The 22,460-nt window shown below is 63.5% G+C and carries 26 protein-coding genes; 16 read left to right on the plus strand and 10 right to left on the minus strand.

Features of this window, described 5'->3' with window-relative positions; all coding sequences use genetic code 11:
- Positions 1 to 81: 81 nt before the first annotated feature.
- The 5 genes from ACHIRB_RS14815 (at position 82) to ACHIRB_RS14835 (ending at position 4,346) form a co-directional block, all read left to right on the plus strand.
- On the plus strand, positions 82 to 783 hold the full coding sequence (locus ACHIRB_RS14815; RefSeq protein WP_395112877.1) for a GAP family protein: 702 nt from the start codon (positions 82 to 84) through the stop codon (positions 781 to 783).
- Positions 784 to 822: 39 nt separating this feature from the next.
- A complete protein-coding gene (locus ACHIRB_RS14820) occupies positions 823 to 1,305 on the plus strand; it encodes a cation:proton antiporter regulatory subunit (RefSeq protein WP_199706289.1) in 483 nt (160 codons plus the stop codon).
- A 30-nt stretch (positions 1,306 to 1,335) separates the two neighbouring features.
- Positions 1,336 to 2,541, plus strand: coding sequence for a cation:proton antiporter (locus ACHIRB_RS14825; protein ID WP_395123818.1), 1,206 nt, complete (start codon positions 1,336 to 1,338; stop codon positions 2,539 to 2,541).
- 153 nt (positions 2,542 to 2,694) lie between these two features.
- A complete protein-coding gene (locus tag ACHIRB_RS14830; protein ID WP_395112879.1) occupies positions 2,695 to 3,336 on the plus strand; it encodes an SRPBCC family protein in 642 nt (213 codons plus the stop codon).
- The gene (locus ACHIRB_RS14835; RefSeq protein WP_395112880.1) at positions 3,336 to 4,346 is read left to right on the plus strand and encodes a 3-oxoacyl-ACP synthase III family protein; all 1,011 of its coding nucleotides are present in this window, start codon (positions 3,336 to 3,338) and stop codon (positions 4,344 to 4,346) included. Before ACHIRB_RS14830 ends, ACHIRB_RS14835 begins: the two co-directional genes overlap by 1 nt.
- A 65-nt stretch (positions 4,347 to 4,411) precedes the next feature.
- Here the strand turns inward: ACHIRB_RS14835 and ACHIRB_RS14840 are convergent, their stop codons facing one another.
- Together ACHIRB_RS14840 and ACHIRB_RS14845 are read right to left on the minus strand one after the other, a co-directional pair.
- Positions 4,412 to 5,173 (minus strand): ESX secretion-associated protein EspG, encoded by a 762-nt coding sequence (locus ACHIRB_RS14840; protein WP_395112881.1) that lies wholly within the window; start codon positions 5,171 to 5,173, stop codon positions 4,412 to 4,414.
- Positions 5,170 to 6,519, minus strand: a complete 1,350-nt coding sequence (locus tag ACHIRB_RS14845; RefSeq protein ID WP_395123819.1) for a WXG100 family type VII secretion target — start codon at positions 6,517 to 6,519, stop codon at positions 5,170 to 5,172. Before ACHIRB_RS14845 ends, ACHIRB_RS14840 begins: the two co-directional genes overlap by 4 nt.
- A 216-nt stretch (positions 6,520 to 6,735) precedes the next feature.
- Between ACHIRB_RS14845 and ACHIRB_RS14850 the strand changes: the two genes are divergently transcribed.
- From ACHIRB_RS14850 to ACHIRB_RS14865, 4 genes are all read left to right on the plus strand, one after another.
- Positions 6,736 to 7,071 (plus strand): hypothetical protein, encoded by a 336-nt coding sequence (locus ACHIRB_RS14850; RefSeq protein ID WP_395112883.1) that lies wholly within the window; start codon positions 6,736 to 6,738, stop codon positions 7,069 to 7,071.
- Complete coding sequence (locus tag ACHIRB_RS14855; protein ID WP_395123820.1) at positions 7,068 to 9,383, plus strand: TPR repeat domain-containing protein; 2,316 nt, start codon at positions 7,068 to 7,070, stop codon at positions 9,381 to 9,383. Before ACHIRB_RS14850 ends, ACHIRB_RS14855 begins: the two co-directional genes overlap by 4 nt.
- 28 nt (positions 9,384 to 9,411) lie before the next feature.
- A complete protein-coding gene (locus ACHIRB_RS14860; RefSeq protein WP_395127721.1) occupies positions 9,412 to 10,146 on the plus strand; it encodes a hypothetical protein in 735 nt (244 codons plus the stop codon).
- Between the two features lie 139 nt (positions 10,147 to 10,285).
- Complete coding sequence (locus ACHIRB_RS14865; RefSeq protein WP_395123822.1) at positions 10,286 to 10,846, plus strand: hypothetical protein; 561 nt, start codon at positions 10,286 to 10,288, stop codon at positions 10,844 to 10,846.
- A gap of 20 nt (positions 10,847 to 10,866) precedes the next feature.
- Here the strand turns inward: ACHIRB_RS14865 and ACHIRB_RS14870 are convergent, their stop codons facing one another.
- From ACHIRB_RS14870 to ppgK, 3 genes are all read right to left on the minus strand, one after another.
- A complete protein-coding gene (locus ACHIRB_RS14870; protein ID WP_395123823.1) occupies positions 10,867 to 11,310 on the minus strand; it encodes an SRPBCC family protein in 444 nt (147 codons plus the stop codon).
- Positions 11,311 to 11,518: 208 nt separating this feature from the next.
- Positions 11,519 to 12,874, minus strand: a complete 1,356-nt coding sequence (locus tag ACHIRB_RS14875; protein ID WP_395123824.1) for an RNA polymerase sigma factor — start codon at positions 12,872 to 12,874, stop codon at positions 11,519 to 11,521.
- A 123-nt stretch (positions 12,875 to 12,997) separates the two neighbouring features.
- The gene (ppgK, locus tag ACHIRB_RS14880; protein ID WP_395123825.1) at positions 12,998 to 13,759 is read right to left on the minus strand and encodes a polyphosphate--glucose phosphotransferase; all 762 of its coding nucleotides are present in this window, start codon (positions 13,757 to 13,759) and stop codon (positions 12,998 to 13,000) included.
- Positions 13,760 to 13,890: 131 nt separating this feature from the next.
- On the opposite strand from ppgK, the gene ACHIRB_RS14885 reads away from it, so the two are divergent.
- Positions 13,891 to 14,805 carry an inositol monophosphatase family protein gene (locus ACHIRB_RS14885; protein ID WP_395123826.1) on the plus strand — a complete coding sequence of 305 codons (915 nt, stop codon included), beginning with the start codon at positions 13,891 to 13,893 and terminating at the stop codon, positions 14,803 to 14,805.
- A 10-nt stretch (positions 14,806 to 14,815) separates the two neighbouring features.
- On the opposite strand, the gene cei is transcribed toward ACHIRB_RS14885, so the two are convergent.
- Positions 14,816 to 15,502 (minus strand): envelope integrity protein Cei, encoded by a 687-nt coding sequence (cei, locus tag ACHIRB_RS14890; protein WP_395112891.1) that lies wholly within the window; start codon positions 15,500 to 15,502, stop codon positions 14,816 to 14,818.
- Positions 15,503 to 15,994: 492 nt separating this feature from the next.
- On the opposite strand from cei, the gene ACHIRB_RS14895 reads away from it, so the two are divergent.
- On the plus strand, positions 15,995 to 16,297 hold the full coding sequence (locus ACHIRB_RS14895) for a DUF4193 domain-containing protein (protein WP_199706276.1): 303 nt from the start codon (positions 15,995 to 15,997) through the stop codon (positions 16,295 to 16,297).
- A gap of 41 nt (positions 16,298 to 16,338) precedes the next feature.
- Here ACHIRB_RS14895 and ACHIRB_RS14900 read toward each other — a convergent pair whose 3' ends face one another.
- Positions 16,339 to 16,872 carry a DUF3093 domain-containing protein gene (locus ACHIRB_RS14900; protein WP_395112892.1) on the minus strand — a complete coding sequence of 178 codons (534 nt, stop codon included), beginning with the start codon at positions 16,870 to 16,872 and terminating at the stop codon, positions 16,339 to 16,341.
- A gap of 73 nt (positions 16,873 to 16,945) precedes the next feature.
- On the opposite strand from ACHIRB_RS14900, the gene dut reads away from it, so the two are divergent.
- The gene (gene dut / locus ACHIRB_RS14905) at positions 16,946 to 17,389 is read left to right on the plus strand and encodes a dUTP diphosphatase (RefSeq protein WP_199706510.1); all 444 of its coding nucleotides are present in this window, start codon (positions 16,946 to 16,948) and stop codon (positions 17,387 to 17,389) included.
- Positions 17,390 to 17,391: 2 nt separating this feature from the next.
- Positions 17,392 to 18,210, plus strand: coding sequence for a DUF3710 domain-containing protein (locus ACHIRB_RS14910; protein WP_395112893.1), 819 nt, complete (start codon positions 17,392 to 17,394; stop codon positions 18,208 to 18,210).
- A gap of 45 nt (positions 18,211 to 18,255) precedes the next feature.
- Here ACHIRB_RS14910 and ACHIRB_RS14915 read toward each other — a convergent pair whose 3' ends face one another.
- Complete coding sequence (locus tag ACHIRB_RS14915) at positions 18,256 to 18,969, minus strand: alpha/beta fold hydrolase (RefSeq protein WP_395112894.1); 714 nt, start codon at positions 18,967 to 18,969, stop codon at positions 18,256 to 18,258.
- Between the two features lie 132 nt (positions 18,970 to 19,101).
- Between ACHIRB_RS14915 and ACHIRB_RS14920 the strand changes: the two genes are divergently transcribed.
- The 3 genes from ACHIRB_RS14920 to ACHIRB_RS14930 all read left to right on the plus strand — a co-directional run bounded on the left by ACHIRB_RS14920 (position 19,102) and on the right by ACHIRB_RS14930 (position 20,922).
- Positions 19,102 to 19,479: an OB-fold nucleic acid binding domain-containing protein gene (locus ACHIRB_RS14920; RefSeq protein WP_199706272.1), complete on the plus strand. Its 378-nt coding sequence runs from the start codon at positions 19,102 to 19,104 to the stop codon at positions 19,477 to 19,479.
- A gap of 35 nt (positions 19,480 to 19,514) precedes the next feature.
- Positions 19,515 to 20,198, plus strand: a complete 684-nt coding sequence (locus tag ACHIRB_RS14925; RefSeq protein WP_395112896.1) for a DUF3159 domain-containing protein — start codon at positions 19,515 to 19,517, stop codon at positions 20,196 to 20,198.
- Positions 20,199 to 20,316: 118 nt separating this feature from the next.
- A complete protein-coding gene (locus tag ACHIRB_RS14930) occupies positions 20,317 to 20,922 on the plus strand; it encodes a sigma-70 family RNA polymerase sigma factor (RefSeq protein WP_395112897.1) in 606 nt (201 codons plus the stop codon).
- Between the two features lie 2 nt (positions 20,923 to 20,924).
- On the opposite strand, the gene ACHIRB_RS14935 is transcribed toward ACHIRB_RS14930, so the two are convergent.
- Together ACHIRB_RS14935 and ACHIRB_RS14940 are read right to left on the minus strand one after the other, a co-directional pair.
- Positions 20,925 to 21,581 carry a potassium channel family protein gene (locus tag ACHIRB_RS14935; protein WP_199706269.1) on the minus strand — a complete coding sequence of 219 codons (657 nt, stop codon included), beginning with the start codon at positions 21,579 to 21,581 and terminating at the stop codon, positions 20,925 to 20,927.
- Between the two features lie 48 nt (positions 21,582 to 21,629).
- Entirely contained in the window at positions 21,630 to 22,295 is a 666-nt protein-coding gene (locus tag ACHIRB_RS14940; protein ID WP_395112898.1) for a potassium channel family protein, read from the minus strand.
- Positions 22,296 to 22,460 lie beyond the last annotated feature (165 nt).

Raw genomic sequence — 22,460 nt, forward strand, 5'->3', positions numbered from 1 at the left:
GCCGAGTCCGTCGAAAGGATGAGGCTGGATCGGTCCGATGCACGACGCGCGGCGGGTACTGCCACGACGAGAGTCGTTCCAATGACAACCGTGCTCGTTCTCGGCCTCGTCGGCCTCGCTCTGGTCGACAGCACGAGTATCGGAACCTTGGTCGTTCCGGTGTGGCTGCTGTTGTCACCGAAACGACCTTCGGTGCGCATGCTCGCCTACTACCTCGCGACGATCACGGCGTTCTACTTCGTGGTCGGGGTCGCCTTGGTCCTCGTGGCGCAAGCCGGTACCGACTGGTTGCAGTCGTCGCTGCGGAGTCCGGTCGTGCTGGTGCCGCAGCTGGTGGTCGGGGTCGGTCTTTTCGCGCTGTCGTGGCGGTTCGACTCGAAGAAACGTCGAAGCCGAGGTGAGCCGGATCGTGTGGCGCGCTGGCGCGAACGTGCCATCGACTCGCAGTCGTCGGGTCGCGGTCTTGCGATCCTCGCCGTGAGCGCTGCGACGTTGGAACTCTTCTCGATGTTGCCGTATCTGGCCGCGATCGGATTGCTCGTCGCGAGTCCGCTGTCGGCTGTGCAATGGCTTCCGCTCCTTGCCGGCTACTGCGTCGTGATGATCGCACCCGCCTTGCTTCTCGTCGGCGCACGGACCGCCATGCACGATCGCATCGAGCCGCTGCTTCGCAAGATCGATGCACTGTTGATCCGGCACGCCGACAGCGCCGCAGGGTGGGCGTTGGGGATCGTCGGCTTCCTGCTCGCAGGCGACGCCGCCTCGCAACTCTTCTTCGCCTGACTCCACCCCCTCTGCGCCGTCCGGGGATACGCTCGATTCGTGAACGTCGAAGTAACGCCACTGCCAGGTATCGGGGTCCGTAAGGACTTCGAACTCGGGTCAGGACGGCGGATCGGTGTCGTGACGCATCGCGACGGTACGACCGACCTGATCGTCTCCAAGCGCGACGATCCGGACGCCTGTGCGGCGCAGGTTCCCCTGTCCAACGAAGAAGCCGCGGTGCTCGGCAACCTGCTAGGCGCTCCGCAACTCGTCGCGCAGTTGCAAGAGGAGCACAGGGACCTGCCCGGCATCAACACTCGGCAGTTGCCGATCGGCGACGGGTCGCCGTACGACGGTCGGACGCTGGGCGACACCGGCATGCGCACCCGCACGAAAGTCTCGATCGTGGCAGTCATGCGGGCAGGTCAGCTGCACCCCTCGCCCGGACCGGACTTCACGTTCACCAAGGGCGATCTACTTGTGATCGTCGGCACGACCGACGGCCTCGACGCCGCAGCCAAGATCCTCACCCACGGGTGAGAGCTTGGCCGGGGGTTCGGATGTTCCACGATGGATGACACCGCTCTCGCCCTCATCGAACTCGGCGCCGTATTTTTCGCTCTCGGAGTACTCGGTCGCCTCGCAGGACGAATCGGTCTGTCGCCCATTCCGCTCTATCTCGTCGGTGGTGTGGCCTTCGGCCACGGCGGTCTCGTCCCGCTCGGTGAAGCGGGTGAGTTCAGTCATCTAGCGGCCGAGATCGGCGTCGTCCTGCTGCTTTTGCTCCTCGGACTCGAATACACCGCACCCGAACTCGTCAACGGACTCCAGAAGTCGTGGATGGCAGGTGTTCTCGACCTCGTTCTCAACGCGACGCCGGGCGCGGTTGTCGCGTTGCTGCTCGGGTGGGGACCGATCGGGGCACTGACACTCGCTGGTGTCACCTACATCTCGTCGTCGGGTATCGCCGCCAAGGTGCTGACCGACCTCGGCAGGCTCGGTAACCGCGAAACGCCGGTGGTGCTTTCGATCCTGGTGTTCGAGGACCTTGCAATGGCGTTGTATCTGCCGATTCTCACCGCGTTGCTCGCCGGCGTCGGATTCTTCGGTGGTCTGCAGGCGCTCGGAATCGCGCTGCTGGTGATCACGACCGTGCTGTTGATCGCGCTGCGCTACGGGCACTACGTATCGGCAATCGTCGACAGCGCGGACCGCGAGGTGTTCCTGCTCAAGCTTCTCGGTGCCGCGTTGCTCGTCGCGGGAATCGCACAGGGTCTACAGGTGTCGGCGGCTGTTGGCGCCTTTATGCTCGGCATCGCGATCTCGGGGTCGACCGCTCACAACGCGACGAAACTGCTCGAGCCACTCCGTGATCTCTTCGCGGCGATGTTCTTCGTCGTCTTCGGATTGAACACCGACCCAGCCAGCATCCCGCCGGTACTCGGCTGGGCGATCGTGCTCGCGGTCAGCACGACCGCGACCAAACTCGCGACCGGGTGGTGGGCGGCCGCACATCAGAACGTGGGCAAGATGGGCCGCGCTCGTGCCGGCGCGGCACTTGTCGCGCGTGGTGAATTCTCGATCGTGATCGCGGGACTTGCCGTCGCGGCAGGGACCGTCGAGGACGATCTCGCGGCGCTCGCAACGGCGTACGTGCTGCTGATGGCCATCGTCGGCCCGATCGCAGCTCGATTCGCTGAGCCGGTGGTGCGACTGTTCCAACGGCCCGAGCCCGATCCCCATGGCGCTGAGGTCGACCCGTTTTTCAGGCCCTGAATTTCGGGGCTGAGTTTCGAGGAAAACTTCTTCTCGCGGGTTCAACCCGATCGACGGCCAGTCCGTATTCATCTGTGTCCGATCCTGTCTAGTCCATGTCGGATCTCATACATGTCCGAAGGATTTCGCCACCGCTGAAGGAGCTCACCCGCGATGACTGCGCCCGCCTTGCCCGAACTCGAGATTCCGGGCGTCTACCGGATCGAGAACATCAGCGTCAAGGAGGGCATGCCGCTCGTCCTCGACATGACGCGAGCCGTCTACCCCCATGCTGAGGTGTACGGCGACTACATCACCGTGCAGGAACACATCGATGTTCCACCGGAGGAGTTGTTCGAATACCTCTCCGACACAAGAAGTCTCGGCGAGTGGACCTACAGCATGCGCGACTTCGTCGAATGCGACGAAGAAGGTCTCTGGGTCTCCGACGACCGAATCGGCGACCACACCAAGATCTACACCCGAACCATTGCCAGCGCCGACGCTCGCACCGTCGACTACCACTGCGCGTGGGACCAGGGCAAACACCTGTGGATGATCTACCTCATGCGCGTCATAGACGCGCAGGTGGTGTTGAACAAGCCCGGTTCGGTCGTCATCTGGACCAACTGCCGCCATCCGTACTACGACGGCAACGCGTACCCGGAAACCGCGCCCGAGGGTCGTCCCGTCTGGGTCGGTGACTTCTGGGAGCTGTTCTATGCAGGCCACCTCATGGAACTGCGCAACCTCAAAGCAATCGCCGAATACCGGCACACGAATGGCCAGCCGATCAAGCCCGAGTGGATGAAGTGATGAAACCAGTTGTCAGCCTTGCCGATGTATCCAGCTACCTGCCGAAGGATCGGGTCAGCGCGGACTACTTCGCCAAGTACGCGGAATCGGGGCAGCAGGCATCGAATGTGATGTTCAAGGCTCCCGCATTCCGCCACCACGTCGCGCCGGGCGAGACGCCTGCCGACATGGTCGAAGCCGCCATCGCGCCACTGTTCGAGCGTCAAGGTGCCGACTTTCTGGACGAGGTCGACGTCCTGATCACCCACACCCAGTTGCCTGACCTCGGCATCGTCGGCAGTGGCGGTGACATTGCGCACCGGCTCGGTATCAACCCGGAATGGTTGATCGACCTGCACAACGGTGGCTGCGCGGTGTTCGTCTACATGATGAAGATCGCCAAGCAGATCCTGGAAACGACATCTGCCCGTTCGGCTTTGATCGTCACGACGCAGAACTGTGCGGGTCAGGTATTCACGCAGGACCAGGTCAGGTCCCTGCCGCAAGCCGCGATCCCCGGCGATGGTGCGGCGGTCGGTCTGCTGACGAAGTCCGACGAGTCACCGATCCTCGATGTCGAAGCGATTCATCTGCCACAGTACGCAGGTCAGATGACGGTGATGGCCGATCCGCCCCGAAAATACTGGGAGGCAGGCGAAGGGCAGATGCACCTCGGCTTCACGGAGTCGAAGATCGCGAAAGTTCTCGCTCGGGGCAATCGCATCGTGCCCGAAGTCGCTGCGCAGGTGTGCAAGCGCATCGGCGTGAAGTCGAGTGACCTGGATTTGCTCGTGACGAACCAGCCGAACCGGCTGTTCCTACGAAACTGGCGCGACGCGCTGCAGGTCCCGAAGGAGCGTCATCCGGACACGTTCGAAGACTGTGGAAACCTTTTCGGCGCAGGCATTCCCGTCACGTTCGACCGTGCGGTCCGCGAAGGGAAGGTGGCACCTGGATCGCTGGTGATGTTCGCGGGATTTGCACACGCCGGTGATTTCGCTGCCGCGACCGCGGTGCGCTGGAAGGGCTGAATCAGCATCGGTCGCGACGCTCTGTCCTCGAAGGTCAACCGGGACCGAATGTTGCATCGGTTCGCCTATTCGGCACCGCTGCGACATTCGGTCCGGCTGATCAGAGCATCGACTGCGGTGGCTACCGCTGCAGACGTAGCCGGTTGCGCCACAATGGAATTCGGCCGATTGCGGACGAGATAGCGGCCGTCGTTCGCGTAGTCGATCACATGAAAGCTCGTCGGGACTTCGTCGGATCGGTTGTCGTAGCCACCGCCTGGTGCGGCGCCGAACTCTGCGACAAGCGTGCGCGGCCGATCGAAGAACGTCGTTATGGTGTCGTGGGGTCGGACGTGATCGGTCGCCGTGAGAATCCCGCCGCGTCGATCGTCGTCGAGATCGGATTTGTGAATCGTCAACTCGCGCAATCGTCCTGGCGCGCAGGACGGTAGCAGTTCGAGCAACCGCGACGTAATGGCCTTTGCGGGCAGACGACGAACGACGAGGTCGGATCCGGTGTCGGGCGTCGTGCCGGCGTCCTGGACGGCGAGCACTGCTGTCGGTCCGAGTAGGGCGGCATGCACACGCACGATCTCCTGAAGGTTCGGGCCGAGGAAGCCGTACAACTCGATTCGAAGGCTGGGCCTGGCAAATACCTCGAGCGCCGCCCGGAGATCGTCGTTCTGGTCTTCGGCAAGCCTGGCGGCCGCGGCAGACCGTTGTGTACGCAATTGCGTTCCGGTGTCGGCGTTCTCGCGGTATCTGAGGGGGTAGGGCAAGCGGTCGAGGCCGGCCGTGCGCAGCGCAACCGCGAACTCGGTTCCGGTCACCCGCCATTCGCTGCTCACTCGCCGATCACCGGCGGTGCGACCTTGTCGATCTTGCCGATCAACGCGTTTCCGTTGTGCACGTTGACCAGATAGCTCGGGGTCTTGTGTTCGTCGTCGTCATCGCCGCGGCCGCGAGCGCCCGGCGGGTGCATACCTCCCATACCCGGTGCGCCGTGTCGTCCCGGGGCAGGTGCGCCCGGTGCGCCGGCTGGGGTCGGTGCTGTCCCCGGAGCGCCCGTAGCGCCCGGTGCGGGCGACAGCGAGACAGGCAGAGGCCCAGCAAGATTGGGACTGCTGCCGGGTCCCGGATGGTTCGTGCTCGGGCCCGGTGAGCTCGGCCGAGAAGAATCCAGGGGAGTGCCGTTCGGATTCGGCCTGTCGAAGTCGGGTGTCGAGGTGGGTCGGGTGGACAGTGGATCGTCCACCGAGCTCGTAGGCTGGACCGACTGCTGGTCGTCGGCGCCGCCGCTGAGCGGGGTGTCCGCTGCGATCTGCGATTGGTCGGCCACCGCGTCGTTGGACGCCGGTGATCCTGCGGGATTCGTTGTGTCGCTGCGCCGTTCGGCGTCGTCCTGGTACGTGGCTGCGCCCGGTCCGCCCGGTCCGCCCGGTCCGCCCGGTCCGGCCGATCCAGGACCTCCGACCGACGGCGAGTTCGAGTCTCCCGATCGATCCTCGGCTTGCCAGTGTCCAACCGGGTTGTATGGCTGCGGAATCCTCGGAGTCTGGCCGTCTATCGAGACGACGCCCGGTTTGTAGTGCCTGATCAACGCCTGCTGGGCTTGGGCTTCCAACTCGTCGGCGACATGATGGGCCGCTTTCGCCGCTCCCGGGATCGGAATCAGGGCGGGGGAGGACGCCGCAGTCTCGACGGGTACGGGTGGAACAGCGGCGATGGTTCGTCGCACGAAGTTCTCGACCTCGTCGAGTCGATTGGCGATCATCTGAGTTGTCAACGGAAGTGCGCGGGCTTGACCGTGGTAATCGGAAATTCCCTGTGCCGCAGCGGCGGCGAAAGTTCCTTCCCAGCCGCGATACAGCGCGGAGCCGACCTTCGACTGGAATGCATCGAGCAGAGTCGACGCCTCGCTCGCGATCCCTCGCCAGGCGTCGGCGGCGCTGTTGATCGTCGCCGGCGCCATCTTCGTGACCTCCGCGACAATCTGCTCGTGCGACCACGTCTCGAAAGCTTCGTCCGCAGTAACGTGCGGATTGTCGAAGCTGTTGCCGTACTGGCTGTTGAGGTCGTGCCACTCGCGTGAAAGCCCCGTCACCTCGCGCTGCCCAACAACGGGACCCTGCACGCTGCTCTGTGTGCTGTCGTCCGCGTCCACGAACAAGTCGAAGATGTCCTTCGGAGCCATCTGCGCACCCTCCGTATGTGTCGCTGCGTGGGGACGCCACCCCGAGATGCAGGCCTGTATATCGGATTGGACGCACGCCGACCGTGATCGGTTCCATTCGATCGAGATTCAGGTTCGGCCGACCACCGATGGAACCGATCGTCCCGTAACCGCGTCCAACACCACGACGGGCTAGAGCCGGCTCAGCCGGCGGGACGCTATCGAACGGGGGCAGTTGTGGCATCGCTGAATGCTGATCTGGATGTGCTGGCGCGGCTGGGTGGAGAACTGAACGATCTCGGCAGCAAGATGGTGGACTATCTGATCGGCGATACCGCGCAAGTTCCGAATCCGGACGGGATGTCTTCTACCGTTGTGGCCGTTGATATTTCGCACAACCTCGTCGACCGGTCGCTGATCCCAGCCATCCAAGAGCGCTTGAGCGAAACCGGCGATGTCATGGTCGGCATTGCTCGCGAGTACCGGGACCAGGACGAACGAAACGTCGGCGCGCTGGTCAACGCGTACAACACCGGGCTCGGGAGCTGGACTGTCGAGGAGCCGACGGTATGACGTTGAATCGCAATCAGATCGATTCGTGGGACCCACAACAGCTCGTTCGACTCGGCGAAGCGTGGCTCACCGTCGGGCGTGGAATCGAAGAGAAATTCGAGCAGTACGTTGCCGCTGTCGGGAAGGTCAACGACGACAAGCACTGGGAAGGCCAGACGGCCGAAGCTGCTCAGCGTTGGGCCGATCGAGACAGACTGACGGCATATTCGCTCGTCGACAAGCTCGAGCAGCTGGCTGAGCGCGCCAAGCTTGGCTGCGGGGAGGTCGACGCGCCGCTGCAGCATGTTCGCCATGCGATCGACTTTGCCGAGAATCAGGCGTACATCGTGACCGACGACCTGATCGTCGTAGACACGGTCGGCAAGCCGAGTGCCGAGCGAGTGAAGCAGCGCTCCGAGCTACAGGCGGTGATCACCGACAACGCCCTGCTTGCCGAGGAGGCCGACGCGCGGGTCGATGCCGATCTCGGCAACGCCCGCGGCGACCTCCGTGCTGCGTTCACGAGTAGCGGAGCGCTCGGACGTGACCAAGGAAAATCCGATGGCGAGCAGATCGCGACGAATCCCTCGTCCATGACACTCGAGCAGCAGCAACGCCTGATCGAATCGGCGCGGCTCACTCCCGAGCAGATCGGGTCGCTGCAGGCCGGCAACACGGCGACGGTACCGGCTTCGCAAATGGAATACCTGAATCAGGTCGGCCGCGCACTCGACGGCAAAACGCCACGTGAAGTCGAAGCAATCATGAACAGACTTCCACCGGAATCGCGGCAAGCACTGGCGAATTCGTTCCAGATTCTGTCGAACGAGAAAATCAAGACCTCGGTCGCCGGTGATCCAGCGGTGCCTGCCAAAGGTGGACCGCATTTGCTTCCGAACAAAATTCGCGAATCGCTGACTCGCGACGATCTTGTGACGCGCAGGTTCGGAAGCGATCCGGCGGCAGTCAAGCCGATCATCGCGTTCAACGGTGTCGACGACAATCAGGCAATCGCGCGGATTTCCGGCGCTGCAGATGTCGACTACAAGGTGGGGAGTGCGCTCGACAAGGGTCTGCTCGAGGTGGGCCGTCAGTATCTCGATGCGCAAGTCGGTCACGAAAAGAGTGGAAGAGCGGACAACGAGGACATCTTTATCGACGGCCATCCTGCGATCCAAGGTGAGTACCGACCGCGGGAAGCGGATTACAACAGCATGGTGTCCGAAATATTTGCGGCAACAGGCAACGACAAGGTCGCTGTACTGGATGCCATCTCCAATTCCGAGCACGGTAAGGACTTCCTCGACGACGTTCTCACCAGGCAGTGGACCGACGACGGTACCGGTGCATCTGCACTGTTCCGCTTCGGTGAGAACGACGCGACGATCGAGAACGGTTGGTCGTCGAGTGACGTGGCAATCGCGACGCGGACAGGCGACATCATGGAGACCGTTGCGCAGCACATGAGCACCGACGAAGCCCGCGAAAGCTTGCTGAATATCGAAGGCACCGATGGACTTTCGGTCGGGCAGGTGAATCCGGAATTGCTGGAGACAGTCGCGCACAGCCTTACTCCGTATATGGCGGACTTCGGTGGTGCGGATCAGCCTACGAAGCCGGGATTCGACACAGCCGAATGGTTGACCGACGACAAGAACCATTTCCGAGGTGGGTCCAATGTGTTCGCCGTGCTGAATAGCGGCGAGGAGGCAGGGAGTGTCTTCACACAGGCAGCGATCGAGGAGCAGATGGCCGCCGAGGCTCGCTTTGCGCTCGACCCGAACGACCCATCGGCAGGTGGGCATCTGTCTGTCGCAGGACGACTCCTTGGTGAGATGGACAAAGGAATCATGCTGTCGGTACAAGATCAGTTCGATGACACAGCCGATCAGGCACAGGCTGCCTACGACCGGAAGTCGTCCGCATACGACGCAGTGCTGAGTGCGGTGTCCTTAGGAATCGACAAGAGTCCGCATGGCGCCGTGATCAACGCGATGGTCGATGCAGGCGGTGATTCGCTGAAGGAATCCATGATCGGCGAGGAACCCGACGGGCCCGAAGAATCCGCCTTGGGCGGTGTCAACTTCGATCGACATCACCACGCCATCTTGTGCGCGGTTCCAGATCTGCCGGACGAGTTCAGGCGCGACTTCCCCTGGGCCTTCTCTGGGGAGCAGCTCAGGTCGTGGGACGAAGTAGCCGGGTTGACCAAGAATAATCAGCAGAGGCTGAAGGACTTCACGGCAATGTTCTCCAGGCTGTCCGATCCCGCGTATGGCTTCAATTCCATCATCCGCGATTCATACGTTGATGTCGTGAGTAACGATGGCTGACAGTCGAATTCGTGTTGCCGGAGTACTGATGACCGTCACATTGATCGCCACCGGCTGTGGTTGGTTCGGTACAGACAAGGCCTTGCATCGCGTAGGACCGCAGCCGCGATACAGCGAGATCTGGTCGGCCGACCCCAGCATCGACTTGTTCGATCGGGGCGCCGAGTTGGTTCGTGCTGCCGTCGAAGCCGCGACCTACACTCGCTTCGCGGGCCTCCGTCAAACGTTTCCGGGGTTCGAGGACGCGATTGACACCGAGCGTCAGCGTCGTCGAGGGTCGTATGTCGACCTCATTTCTCCTCGTGGTCGGGCCTCGTTGGGTCTGCCGCGGACCGACTTCAACCACATCACTGAACTGTCGGTGTCGGATTCCTATCTCTCAGCAATCGTGTGTAACTACGTCATATTCGACAGCCCGCAGCCGGACTACGACCCTGGTCCCGGCGTTGTCGCGATTAAAGTTCGGCTATCGAATCCGTCGAAAGACCCTGGGCAACCGGGTACGCCTGATCGTCGTCGGGAGGTTGCAGATTCGCCAGGGGGCTACGTGCCGGATTGGAATGTCTTCGGCCCGTGGCGCGTCGAAGAACTCGATCTCGAATACGAGCGCCTCCCAGACGGCTGTGCCAGCTGGTTTCAAGCGCGTTACCCAATGTCCGTCAGGCGAGGCGAGAATGACATGTCTGCACCACTGGGCACTATCGCACCCACAATGCCGGTTGGTATTCACTATCCCGAGTGGATCGGCCCAAGCGAAGGCTGATGGTGACCGGTTCGGAACGGAAGTCTGCATAGGCGACGAAAGGTCTTTGTCCTGCAACGATTGTCGAATATGTGAAACACGTTCCCTTTACCTTGTTAGGGTCGGGCGACTACCCCCTCTCCGAAGGGATCGATCACTGATGCTTCGAACCACACCGGCACGATGGGCTGTAGCTCTCGCCACAGTCGGCGCGTCTGCAATGTTCTTCCCCGGCGTCGCGTCTGCCGCGCCACCCGGATTGGAAGCCAACGCGGTCGACAACGGTGGCTGCAAGGTGACGTTCTCGATCGACAACCGCACGAACCGTTCGTACACGATGGACTACTGGATCGACGACGAGCCGCTCACCGGTCCGGATTACGGCAGCGGCCCGACCGGCAGGCGACCACCGCTCTCCGCAGGCGTTGCCGACGGCACGCCGCCCACGCCGTATCGACGCGACATCGAGCCGCCGTTCCATACGGAGAAGCAGGTCGACCTCAAGGCCGTCGAAAATCTCCCGAACCCCGCTGCAGCTACACACGTCGTGCACTACCGGGTGATCCTGGGACCGGAAAGCGACGACTTCGTCCCCGAGAAGACAACGACAGCCACCGGTTGCGCGGCGGCACCGCCCGATACCGGCTCAGGGTCAGGATCGGCCGGATCCTCGATGACACCTGCCGGGCTGCTGTCGCGAATCGGTGAGCTGTTCTCCTGACTTCTGCGCGGACCCTCGACTTACAACGCTTCGAGCGACTCGAGCGTCCGTGTCATTTGCTCGACCGTCTTGTCGGCTAGACCCGGAAACCCAAGTCCCACAACCGGATCGGCCAGTTTGGCGACGCCGTTGAACTCGATGTGCGCCTGATAGGTCAGCTCTGTCGAATTGTCGTCCACTGCGACGAACGAGAGATCGTCGACGCTGCTCGCCGTCTTGTTGCGGCCTTCGAACACAAGATGGTTCGGTTCGTCGCGGGTCAGCCGATAGGTCAGTTCGGTCTCCATACCGAAGAAGCTCGACACGTTCCGCCATTCTGTACCGACCGCAACCGGACCGTCGGAAATCTGTTCGCACTGCTTCGAGCCTGGATCCCATTCGGTCGCGTTCGCGAAGTCCCGCAAGTACGCGACCACGGTCTTCAGCGGTCTACCGACTACGAAGGTGCGTTGCGCTTCGACCATCGACTCTCCTTCGTCAGTGGGCGCTTCGCGTAGCAACCCTCCGTGGGAATTGCCGGATCGGGCGCTCGTCAAACCTGATGCGCTGGGCGTCGTCCGGCACAGTCTCGGCCGAGATGCACGAATGCCGCCGCTGTCGAACCTCATCTCGCGTGACATTCGGTCAACGCGCAGATCAGGCTCCGACAACGACGGCATCGAAGCGACTCGCTCAGTCCAGGTAGTCGCGCAGAACCTGAGAACGCGACGGGTGGCGCAGCTTGGACATCGTCTTCGACTCGATCTGACGGATACGTTCGCGAGTGACGCCGTACACCTGACCGATCTCGTCGAGCGTCCGCGGTTGGCCGTCGGTGAGGCCGAAACGCAGACGGACCACGCCGGCTTCACGCTCGGACAGCGTCTCCAGCACGGACTGCAGCTGATCCTGCAGCAACGTGAACGACACGGCGTCGACCGCGACAACGGCTTCGGAGTCTTCGATGAAGTCGCCGAGTTGACTGTCGCCCTCGTCGCCGATGGTCTGATCGAGCGAGATCGGCTCACGCGCGTACTGCTGGATCTCCAGCACCTTCTCGGGCGTGATGTCCATTTCTTTGGCGAGTTCTTCAGGAGTCGGCTCGCGGCCCAAGTCCTGGAGAAGTTCGCGCTGGATCCGACCGAGCTTGTTGATGACCTCGACCATGTGCACGGGAATACGGATCGTGCGGGCCTGATCCGCCATGGCGCGGGTGATGGCCTGACGAATCCACCACGTCGCGTAGGTCGAGAACTTGTAGCCCTTGGTGTAGTCGAACTTCTCGACCGCACGAATCAGACCGAGGTTGCCTTCCTGAATGAGGTCGAGGAAGGCCATGCCGCGGCCGGTGTAGCGCTTTGCCAAAGAAACGACGAGGCGAAGGTTGGCTTCGAGCAGGTGATTCTTGGCGCGATTGCCGTCGCGGGTGATCCAGTTGAAGTCGCGGCGCTGTGCAACCGGAAGCTTCTCTCCCTTCTCGGCCAGTTCGCGCATTTTTTCGGTGGCGTAGAGCCCCGCCTCGATGCGCTTGGCGAGTTCGACTTCCTCTTCCGCGTTGAGGAGGGCGACCTTGCCGATCTGCTTGAGGTACGCGCGGACCGAGTCGGCCGAGGCAGTGAGTTCGGCGTCCTTGCGGGCCTGACGCAGTGCTTCGGACTCTTCTTCGTCCCAGACGAAGTCGCCGGAGGCTTTGTCAGTCGACGTCGGTTCGTCGACCGCGCCGTCTTCTTCGACCTCGGCGCCGACGGCAACGACCTCGACCACGTCGGATTCGACCGCCGCCAGATCACCTTCGGGAACGTCGAGATCTGCGATGTCGGTAACTTCGACCTCGGCCGGATCGGCGTCGGGGCCGTCACCGGCCGCAGCGGTCGCCTTCTTGGCGGGTGCCTTCTTCGCGGCGACTTTCTTGGCCGGTGCCTTTTTCGCAGGTGCCTTCTTTGCTGCGACCTTCTTAGCGGGCGCCCGTCCGGTCGGTGAAGGTGTTCCGTTCGCCGGATCGTCGGGGGTCGATGGATCGGCGGTCTGACGGGTATTCGTGGCTACCACGTACGCCCTTTCGTGACGGTTTCGTGCGGCGTCACGCCAGAGGGTTTTTCCGGCGGAGAGGTCTGTCGGGTTTCACCGGCTAGGCGCCGGGCACCCACCATTGTAACGACCAACTTCTCAACGCTACGGCGTGATGCCGATCTGCGCTGCCATTGCGGCGCCGACGATCCCGGCCGTGTTCTCCAAAGTCGCTGGAACGACGGGAGTTCTGTTGGTAAGCAACGGAATCCACGTTTCGGAGTCGCGGCTGATCCCGCCGCCCGCAATGAAGAGGTCCGGCCACAACAAAGCTTCGTAGCGTGAGAGCACCAAACTGACCTCTTCGGCCCACTGTTCGAACGACAGGTTCTTCTTGGTCTTGATCGACGCTGCTGCCCGGTGCTCGGCTTCCATCCCGTCGACCTCCATGTGGCCGAATTCGGTGTTCGGAACAAGTACGCCGCGATTGAGCAGCGCGGAGCCGATACCGGTGCCGAAGGTCGCGAGAATGACGACCCCTTCGACCTCTTTGCCTGCTCCGTACTTGTCTTCGGCGAGGCCTGCTGCGTCGGCGTCGTTCAGTACGGCGACTGCTCTGCCGCCGAGCGCTTCGGATATGAGCGCTCGTGCGTCGGTTCCTATCCACGCCTTGTCGACGTTCGCCGCGGTGCGCGCGACACCGCCGGTGACGACACACGGCAGGGTGACCCCCACCGGGCCGTCCCAGTCGGCCTGATCGACGATTTTCGCGATGGTCGCGACGACGGCCTCCGGTGTAGCGGGATGTGGTGTCTCGATCTTGAGGCGATAGTGGGTCATTTCGCCGGTGGACAGGTCGACAATCCCGCCCTTGACTCCGCTTCCACCGACATCGATACCGAAACTGAGATCAGCTTGGGTGGCCATTTGTTTCGCACTCCTGGTGACAGCGGGAACAGGTCGGCGATCGAGAGCTGTGGCCCACATCTCAGTCGGTCCAGACCCGGTCGCGGCCAACATTAATGCGCATGGGGGTGGTTCTGTGCTGCGATTGAGAAGTGCCGAATACCGAACACGCAAATACAGCGCAGAACGAGACAACGAACACGACTGTCGATCCCCTCGAATTGCGGTCGATCGCAATTCGCGTAGCCGAGGTCGCGGCACACCACGTGCGAACACGTAGGCCCGAAGTCTTCGGTGGGGTCGGCGCGCATCGTCTGGCCGACGCACCGGACTCGGTCCAGTCGAAGAGCACACCGACCGATCCCGTCACCGTTGTCGACACCGAAACGGAGCAGGTCGCCCGCACGTTGTTGGGGGAGTTACGTCCGCACGATGCGATCCTCGGCGAGGAAGGCGGCGGCTCCGAGTCGATGGCCGGCGTTCGCTGGGTCATCGATCCGATCGACGGGACCGTGAACTTTCTCTACGGAGTTCCCGCGTATGCGGTGTCGGTTGCCGCGCAGGTGGACGGGCACTCCGTCGCGGGGGCTGTCGTGGATGTGGCGCGTGAATTCACCTATGCCGCGGCACTCGGCCACGGTGCGACCCGGACGGACAGTGCTGGGTCGACAGCGGAATTGCGGTGCAACGACGTCGACACCGTCGACTTCGCGCTGGTGGCTACAGGCTTCGGCTACGGCGCGCGGCGACGGGAGGAGCAGGGCGCGTTGATCGCCAAGTTGTTACCGCAGATTCGCGACATCCGCCGGATCGGTTCGGCAGCGCTCGACCTGTGTATGGTCGCTGCCGGGCTCGTCGACGCACATTTCGAACACGGACTGAGCCCGTGGGACTGGGCGGCAGGCGCACTCATCGCGTCGGAGGCGGGCGCGCGTGTACACGTCCCGAGCGCCGACACGATGAGCGACGCGGGAGAGGTCACGCTCGCGGTTGCGCCCGGTATCGCCGACGACTTCGTCGTTCTGCTGACCCGGTTGGACGCCTATCGCGCGATACCCAACGACTGAACGCCGTCGATCAGCACTTCGCGATGCGGGCAGCCGCGAGCAGATCGATGTCGAGTGGTGCGGGCTCGACTCCGGGCGGCGGGTCCTTCAGGGAGCGGAGCACCTCTTCGGCATCGCTGTTCGGGCGGACGTCGTTGAACAACGTCCCGAGTGCGAGGTCGACGGTGTCGTCCTGACGGGTGTCTTCGATCAGTTCCGAGCACGGGGCGACCAATTGCAACGACGCAGCCGCCGCAAGTCCGTTGGGGCCGAACCTGATCTGGCCCGAGCACTCCATGTTCTGATCGACGTAGACGGGGTCGTTGCCGACCTGGACGTCCGGCGCGCTCGCGAAGCCGTAGTCACTGAGCTGCGACGCGATGTGGGCGGCCTGGCCGCGCTCGCCGTTCGCGTTGAACACGCGGGCCTTCGTCGCCGAGAGAGCAGCGGGCTCGACGTCCTTGAGTCGGGACGCACCGACCCGCTTGCCCAACGGCGCAGGAGCGGCCGCGCCCGGTTCCGCGCTCGCCGGAATCTTCGGACTGTTGCAGGACATTGCCGCGGTGTTGGTTTCGTCTCTGGTGAGCGCCTGAGCCCATACGAAGGCACCGAGCAGAGCCAGCACGGCAACCATGACGACCCATGGCAACCGCCGCCTGCGGACGAACGGCTTGCCGTTCGGATCCTTCGATCGGCCTTCGGTGATAAGTGAAACCACAGCGTCCCTTTCGTGGCCCAGTCGCCCGAGGCTCCCTCGAGGACCTCTGGCGACGTGGCGGTTCTGTACTATCGCCGCGCACGTCCCAACAACTTAACGGGCGGGTGCGACGAGACCAATCCGGACGGGCATCGAGCATGTGCGCGTCGTCACCGGATGTGTGGAATGTCTCGAAGCACGCGCTTGTTGGTGACGATTGTCGGACAGTTTCGAATCGATTGGGGTGTGAACCCACTATTCCCCTTCGACATCCGCTATTGTCTGGCGGCCCAGACCGATTTGCGCGGAGTGCCGAGCAGGTCGATCGAGACACGCGACGACACGCTCGTCGGGTTTCCTGGGTGCTGATTTCGGGCACTTTCCGTGTACGGAATGCGTTGAGCACACAAAGGGCAAAAGGCACCACCGGCGATCCGGCGGGTCCGTTGTCGAGCAGCCCGCTCGGCACGACCGCAGCGGATCGGGATACACGAAAGAGGACGAGGGGACGACATGGCAACCGACTACGACGCACCGAGGCGGACTGAGACCGACGATGTATCCGAAGATTCGCTAGAGGAGCTGAAAGCGCGGCGCAACGAAGCGCAGTCCGCTGTCGTGGACATCGACGAGTCCGATACCGCGGAGTCGTTCGAGCTCCCAGGCGCGGACCTGTCAGGCGAAGAGCTCTCTGTGCGTGTCATTCCGAAGCAGGCCGACGAGTTCACTTGTTCGAGCTGTTTCCTTGTGCATCATCGCAGCAGACTCGCAAGCAACAGCGGCGGCCAACTGATCTGCATGGACTGCGCCGCTTAGAGCTGAAACCAACCGCAAGGACCCAGCGGTGCGGCCACGCGTCAGGTCTTGTCGTGCTCGGGCTCGGACGACGTTCCGAGACCTAGCGCGGCGAGCACACGATCCGGATGTCGTGTACTGATCAACCAGTAGGGCGTCGGATCGTCGGCATCGTCGAGGACGACCACGACCATGGGTTTGACCCATGGTCGGTGCTGGACGTACGCGGCCGGATCGAGCTGACGGCCGAGCGCGGCGCTCTTGGCCGTACCAGGAACTACAGCAGCACGCGAGATGACCTCGACCGGTAGATGGGCGCGGCCGATTCGTAGTTCGCGACCGTCGTCCGCATCGGTGGTGACCTCGACGCGCAGTCGGCTCAGCCACAGCAGAACCCAGATCGGCAGCGGCAGCAGGACCAGGTACGGCAGCCACGCCCGAATGCCGGGGGCGCCCATATGAATCTCTGCAGCGAGCAGCATCGTCACAGCGACCGCGATCGGCCACCACCACACCGGAACCCACAGCCGTTCCGAATACGACGGCCGAGTTTCGCCGTTGTGGGCTCGCGCAGCGGGCTGAGGTTGTTTGGACACGGGCTTCAGATTAGTCGGCGCCGCTCGGCGCGTACTCTTTGACCACGTGAGCGGTGTACCTTCCGTCGCCTTGATGCGACTCGATCCCGATATTGCGATTCCCCAGCGTGCACACGACGGCGACGCGGGTGTGGACCTGTGTGCGACGGCCGACGTGACGATCGAACCCGGCGAGCGAACTCTCGTCGGAACCGGCATTGCGATCGCACTTCCGATCGGAACTGTCGGCTTGATTCACCCGAGGTCCGGCCTCGCAGCAAAATCCGGGTTGTCCGTGGTCAATACGCCGGGAACGATCGATGCGGGCTATCGCGGCGAGATCAAGGTGTGTTTGATCAACCACGATCTGCGGACGCCGATCGTCGTGCGACGAGGTGATCGCATCGCGCAGCTCGTGGTTCAGAAGGTGGAGCTCGTCGACTTCGTCGAGGTCGAGAGCCTCGACGACACAACGCGTGGCGCGGGCGGATACGGGTCGAGCGGCGGGCACGCGAGCTTGCAAGGAAAAGGGGCGTAACCATGTTCGGAAAGCGTAAGAAGGACCGTGACGACAGGGATCGTGACGACAAGGATCGTGGCGGCGCAGCCGACGAGACGCAGGCAGCGGATCTCCTAGCGGAGGATGCGTCGAGCGACTTTGCCGAGGAGATCGAGGATGGCGTCAACTACGAGCACGGTCCCTACGACTACGAAGACGACGAAGACCTCGCGGGTCGCCTCGACCTCGGTTCGGTGATTCTTCCGATGCCTGAGGGTGGTCAGCTACAGGTCGAGATGGGCCAGGACGGCAAGCCGCAAGGTGTGCACCTCGTCATCGGTGACCAGGGCCGCATCACCGTCGCGGCGTATGCCGCGCCCAAGTCGCCCGGACAGTGGCGAGATGTGACGGCCGATCTGGCGAAGTCGATACGCGACGACAACGGCAAGGTGAGCATCGAGACCGGCCCGTGGGGTCGAGAACTCGTCGCGTCGACTGCCGCAGCGGATATTCGCTTCATCGGCGTCGACGGCTATCGCTGGATGGTCCGTCTCGTCGCGGCGGGCCCGGCCGGCTCGGTTGTCGAAGGTATGCCGCTCGTCGAAGCAGCTCGCGCGATTCTGCGCGAGACGATCGTCCGGCGCGGTACGGATCCCCATCCTGTGCGAACCCCGCTGCCGGTGAACCTGCCGAAGGAGATGGCAGATCAGCTCGCCGCTGCGCATCAGCAGCAGTTGGCTGCTGCCGAAGCAGCGCAGCGGGCGGCGACCGAGCCGGTGCAGCCGCAGGCGCCGCCACCTGCCCCGAAGGCCCCGCGGCGCGGCGCCGACGGTTCGGCGATGCAACAGCTGCGCAAATAGGGCCGCAAATAGGCCGCACTCCGCAAGGGCGCTTGTGCAGCGGTGCTACCAGCGAAAACTCGTCTGCGCGAGCGCCTTCAGCGCAGCCCGGCCGATCACGGACGGATCTGCTCCGATTTCGTCGAGCGTGATTTCCGCCACCCCGGAGTCCGGTAGAGCGGCGTGCCAGGCTTGTGCGACGGCGTATGGATGCACTGGGTCGTCGACCGCGGTGACGAGCGCCACTGGAACGGTGGTAGCGGCCAATGCCGCAGGTGTCGGGGACCGATACGTGCTGGCCTCGTCCAGTGCGTCGGGAAGATGCGGCCACTGCGACGCCCAGGATTTCGCGAGCTCGGCACCGAGCCACGGCGGGCTTCCTGCCCGCATAGTCGCTGTGACAGCGGCGATTCCGTCGGCGCGGAGCAGCCGAGCCGTCAACTCCGCGCTTGCCGCGGCGGGTGCGCCGTCGGGGGAGCCGGTCCAGGCAGGCAGCGCGACAAGTACGGCCGACGCCGCGCCGATTCGGTCGTTTGCCCAGTTCAGAGCCACGGCAGCGCCGAGCGACACACCGCCGACGACGATCGGGCCCGATCGTGCAACGGCAGCATCCAGGGCGGCGACGTAACTTGCGACGACACTCCGCGGATCGGGTTCCACCGCAATGACTTCCAGGTCGAGCCCGCGTAGAGCTGGGCCGAAGGCGCGGCCGACGAAGTCGGCATCGGACCCGGTGCCTGGCAGAACGACCGCACACCGAGGTCGCCGAGGAGACTGCATACGCTCGATCATGCACCTGCGTTCCATCGGCGCTGCAGTCGAGTGGTTCGCCGCCTCGGATAGGTCTACAGTGGCGCTGAGAAGGCCTAAGTGGCACGAGATCCGCGCCACGTATTGCTCCAGGAGCGCACCATGGCACCCGCAGCCGCAGGATATTTTCGCCGGCTCAAACATCGCCTGACGGAGGATCTCGATCAGGTCGACGCCGAAGAGATGGCATCCTCTGCCGACGCCTCGGGCGCCTGTCGAGCATCCGACTGTGTACGTGGCGACGAAGTCACGATGTTGGGCCGATTGCGCAGCGTCGAAGCGTGTTCGCAGTCCGCTGGAGCGACGATGCAGGCCGAGTTCTTCGATGGCACCGACACCGTGACGCTAGTGTGGATCGGCCGCCGCCGCATACCGGGTATCGAACCGGGCAAAAAACTGAAGGTTCGCGGACGCGTCGGCGACCGCGGTGGCGAGAAGGTCATCTACAACCCGAACTACGAACTTCAAGGCGACGAGTAGCCGACTCGATTGTGCCGATGTGGCACCCTCGTTAGGTGAGCGATAGCCAGCAGCAGTCCGTACTCGAACAACTCGGGGGAGTGAGCGGGCTCGTCTACTCGACGTTGCCCGTGCTCGTTTTCGTTCCTGCCAATTCGTTGTGGGGCCTACAGGCCGCGATCTGGACAGCGCTCGGCGTCGCAGCAGCAATTCTCGTGTGGCGGCTGTATCGCCGCGATCCCATTCAGCCGGCAATCTCCGGCTTCCTCGGCGTCGGCGTGTGCGCGTTCATCGCCTACCGCACAGGCGACGCCAAGGGCTACTTCCTGTTCGGCATCTACGCGAGCCTCGTCTACGGCGCAGCGTTCCTCGTGTCCATCCTCGTGCGCTGGCCTCTCGTCGGCGTCGTGTGGGGTTTTCTCAACGGTCATGGCAACGGCTGGCGCAAGAGCCGCGCAGCAGTGCGTGGGTACGACATCGCGACCGCCGCGTGGGCCGTCGTATTCGGTGCCCGCTATCTCGTGCAGCAGCACTTCTACAACACCGATCAAGAAGGTCTGCTCGCCGTCGCCAGAATTGCGATGGGTTGGCCGTTGGCCGCTGCGGCAGTTGCGGTGTCGGTGTGGGCAGCCCGCCGTGCCGACCGACTGACCGCGCCGGAGCCGGAGGCCGCCGAAGAACCCGGCACCGCGACCGACGGGAAGTCGGCAGCGCGACACGCGGAAGACCCCACTTCTTAGGGGTGGCAACTTTCTCACCCTGGGGTCCCTGGTTGCGTCGGACCCTTCGCTAGAGGATCGATCCGTACCTCGAATTTTTCGGGTGTGCGATCGAACCGGGCGACCAGGGGGCTTCGAGATGGCTGACGTGGAGACGACCAACGCGTTGGAGGCGTTGGTGCCGCTTGCCGCGTCGGGAGATCGTGTCGCTGTCGGCGAAATCCTCCGCATCATTCATCCGCTGATGCGGCGCTACTGCGTCAATCGTCTCGGCCGACCTGGCGAGCTTCAGGTGACGGCAGACGATGTGGCACAGGAGATCTGCCTTGCCACGATCCGAGCGATCACACGATACGAAGATCAGGGCAAGTCGTTTCTGGCGTTCGTGTACGGCATCGCCTCCAACAAGGTCTCCGATGCCCGACGCCGCGCACAGTCGCATCCCCTACAGACGGTCGAGGAGATCCCGGAACGTATCTGCGAGGACCCCGGACCCGAAGACTGGGCACTCGCAGGCGAGCAGCGGGCTCACCTCCGTGAACTGCTGGACGTTCTCTCGGAGAAACACAAAGAAGTTCTTATGATGCGCGTCGTCTTGGGTTGGTCCGCAGCCGAGACAGCCGACGCCCTCGGCACCACCGCAGGCGTCGTGCGAGTCATGCAGCACCGTGCCCTCAACCGGTTACGTGCCGAGCTGCGGACGTCGAACCTCGTCTTCGGTCGCGAGCTGGCAGGAGCCTGCTAGGCCTAGAGCCCAACCGCGGCGCGGAGTTCGTCCTCGACTTCGACGGAGGCGACGAACAGCAGTTCGTCCCCACCCTCTAGCGGATCGTCCTTCTCCGGGACGATGACCCTGCCGCCGCGCAGGATGGTCACCAGGGCCGCATCGCGCGGCAGCGACAGCTTTCTCACGGGCTTACCCGCGAGGCCGGTATCGGCGGGCAAGGTGATCTCGACGAGATTCGCCTGGCCCTGCCGCAGCGTCATCAAGCGGACCAGATCGCCGACCGAGACGGCTTCCTCGACGAGGGAGGCAAGGATGCGCGGCGTCGACACCGCGACATCGACGCCCCACGAGGCGTCGAAAAGCCATTCGTTGCGCGGGTCGTTCACGCGGGCGACGACGCGCCGCGTGCCGAACTCCGTCTTGGCCAGCAGGCTCAGAACCAAATTGGCCTTGTCGTCACCCGTTGCCGCGATGACGACGTCGTAGGTCTGCAGCTTCGCTGCTTCCAGCGACACCAGCTCGCAGGCGTCGGCGTGCACCCAGCGCGCTTCGGGAACGGAATTCGGGTCGACGTGGTCGAGCTGACGCTCGAGCAACATCACCTCGTGCTCGGCGCGGACGAGCTCTCGTGCGATCGACCGACCGACGGCTCCGGCACCTGCAATTGCGACTCTCATCTGCGGGCTTCCTCGATTGTCGTGGTCAAGATTGTCGTCGCCATGGCGTCAGGCGTCCGCGGGTGGCGGATTGCTCGCCAGCGCGACCGCCTCACCGACCGTCCCCGACACAGCTGCGATGTAGACGGTGTCGTCGGCTTGAATCACGGTCTTGCCCTTCGGCAGCACACCTTCGCCGAAGCGGACGATGAACGCGACTCGTGAGCCCGTTGCAGTCTCTAGCTCGCTCACCGCGTGCCCGAACCAGTCTTCGTGCAGCGTGAGTTCCGCCACAGCGACCGCCCCGGAGGGATCCCGCCATTTCGTGATCTGTGTGTCCTGGATGAGCGTGTGCAGGAATCGGTCCGTCGTCCACGGCACCGTTGCGACGGTCGGAATGCCGAGTCGCTCGTACACGGCGGCACGCTTGGCGTCGTAGATTCTCGCGACGACACGTTCGACGCCGAAGGTTTCGCGCGCTACCCGCGCGGCGATGATGTTCGAGTTGTCGCCGGACGACACCGCGGCGAACGCCTCGGCCTTTTCGATCCCGGCTTTGACGAGAACCTCACGGTCGAAACCCATTCCGACGACCTTGTGACCCTTGAAGTCGGGACCCAACCGTAGGAAAGAGCTTCCGTCGCGGTCGATCACAGCAACTTCGTGTCCGATTCGAGTCAAGGCTCCGGCGAGCGACGAGCCCACTCGTCCGCAACCCATCACGATTACGTACAACGCAGAACCCCGTTCCTCGTCTTCTTCGTCTTCCAGCGCGGGTCGGCTGTTCCCACGGCTGGCAACCGTACGCCCATTAGACCGCGGAGGCGCCGTTCCGGACCGAGGTGTTGCCCGCTTGTCACGCAATCGAACGTCGTGCGGTGGCTGCGCGCTACCGACTGT

This window comes from Antrihabitans spumae, assembly GCF_043944905.1.
GTDB classification, from domain to species: domain Bacteria; phylum Actinomycetota; class Actinomycetes; order Mycobacteriales; family Mycobacteriaceae; genus Antrihabitans; species Antrihabitans spumae.

Excerpts from the sequence above, each read along its gene's own strand:
- ppgK (WP_395123825.1), bottom strand. The coding sequence starts at position 13,759 with ATGGCCACCCAAGCTGATCTCAGTTTCGGTATCGATGTCGGTGGAAGC.
- ACHIRB_RS14825 (WP_395123818.1), top strand. The coding sequence starts at position 1,336 with ATGGATGACACCGCTCTCGCCCTCATCGAACTCGGCGCCGTATTTTTC.
- ACHIRB_RS14930 (WP_395112897.1), top strand. The coding sequence starts at position 20,317 with ATGGCTGACGTGGAGACGACCAACGCGTTGGAGGCGTTGGTGCCGCTT.
- dut (WP_199706510.1), top strand. The coding sequence starts at position 16,946 with ATGCGACTCGATCCCGATATTGCGATTCCCCAGCGTGCACACGACGGC.
- ACHIRB_RS14910 (WP_395112893.1), top strand. The coding sequence starts at position 17,392 with ATGTTCGGAAAGCGTAAGAAGGACCGTGACGACAGGGATCGTGACGAC.
- ACHIRB_RS14845 (WP_395123819.1), bottom strand. The coding sequence starts at position 6,519 with ATGGCTCCGAAGGACATCTTCGACTTGTTCGTGGACGCGGACGACAGC.
- ACHIRB_RS14895 (WP_199706276.1), top strand. The coding sequence starts at position 15,995 with ATGGCAACCGACTACGACGCACCGAGGCGGACTGAGACCGACGATGTA.
- ACHIRB_RS14815 (WP_395112877.1), top strand. The coding sequence starts at position 82 with ATGACAACCGTGCTCGTTCTCGGCCTCGTCGGCCTCGCTCTGGTCGAC.
- ACHIRB_RS14860 (WP_395127721.1), top strand. The coding sequence starts at position 9,412 with ATGACCGTCACATTGATCGCCACCGGCTGTGGTTGGTTCGGTACAGAC.
- ACHIRB_RS14920 (WP_199706272.1), top strand. The coding sequence starts at position 19,102 with ATGGCACCCGCAGCCGCAGGATATTTTCGCCGGCTCAAACATCGCCTG.
- ACHIRB_RS14870 (WP_395123823.1), bottom strand. The coding sequence starts at position 11,310 with ATGGTCGAAGCGCAACGCACCTTCGTAGTCGGTAGACCGCTGAAGACC.
- ACHIRB_RS14855 (WP_395123820.1), top strand. The coding sequence starts at position 7,068 with ATGACGTTGAATCGCAATCAGATCGATTCGTGGGACCCACAACAGCTC.
- ACHIRB_RS14915 (WP_395112894.1), bottom strand. The coding sequence starts at position 18,969 with ATGCAGTCTCCTCGGCGACCTCGGTGTGCGGTCGTTCTGCCAGGCACC.
- ACHIRB_RS14935 (WP_199706269.1), bottom strand. The coding sequence starts at position 21,581 with ATGAGAGTCGCAATTGCAGGTGCCGGAGCCGTCGGTCGGTCGATCGCA.
- ACHIRB_RS14835 (WP_395112880.1), top strand. The coding sequence starts at position 3,336 with ATGAAACCAGTTGTCAGCCTTGCCGATGTATCCAGCTACCTGCCGAAG.
- ACHIRB_RS14865 (WP_395123822.1), top strand. The coding sequence starts at position 10,286 with ATGCTTCGAACCACACCGGCACGATGGGCTGTAGCTCTCGCCACAGTC.
- ACHIRB_RS14830 (WP_395112879.1), top strand. The coding sequence starts at position 2,695 with ATGACTGCGCCCGCCTTGCCCGAACTCGAGATTCCGGGCGTCTACCGG.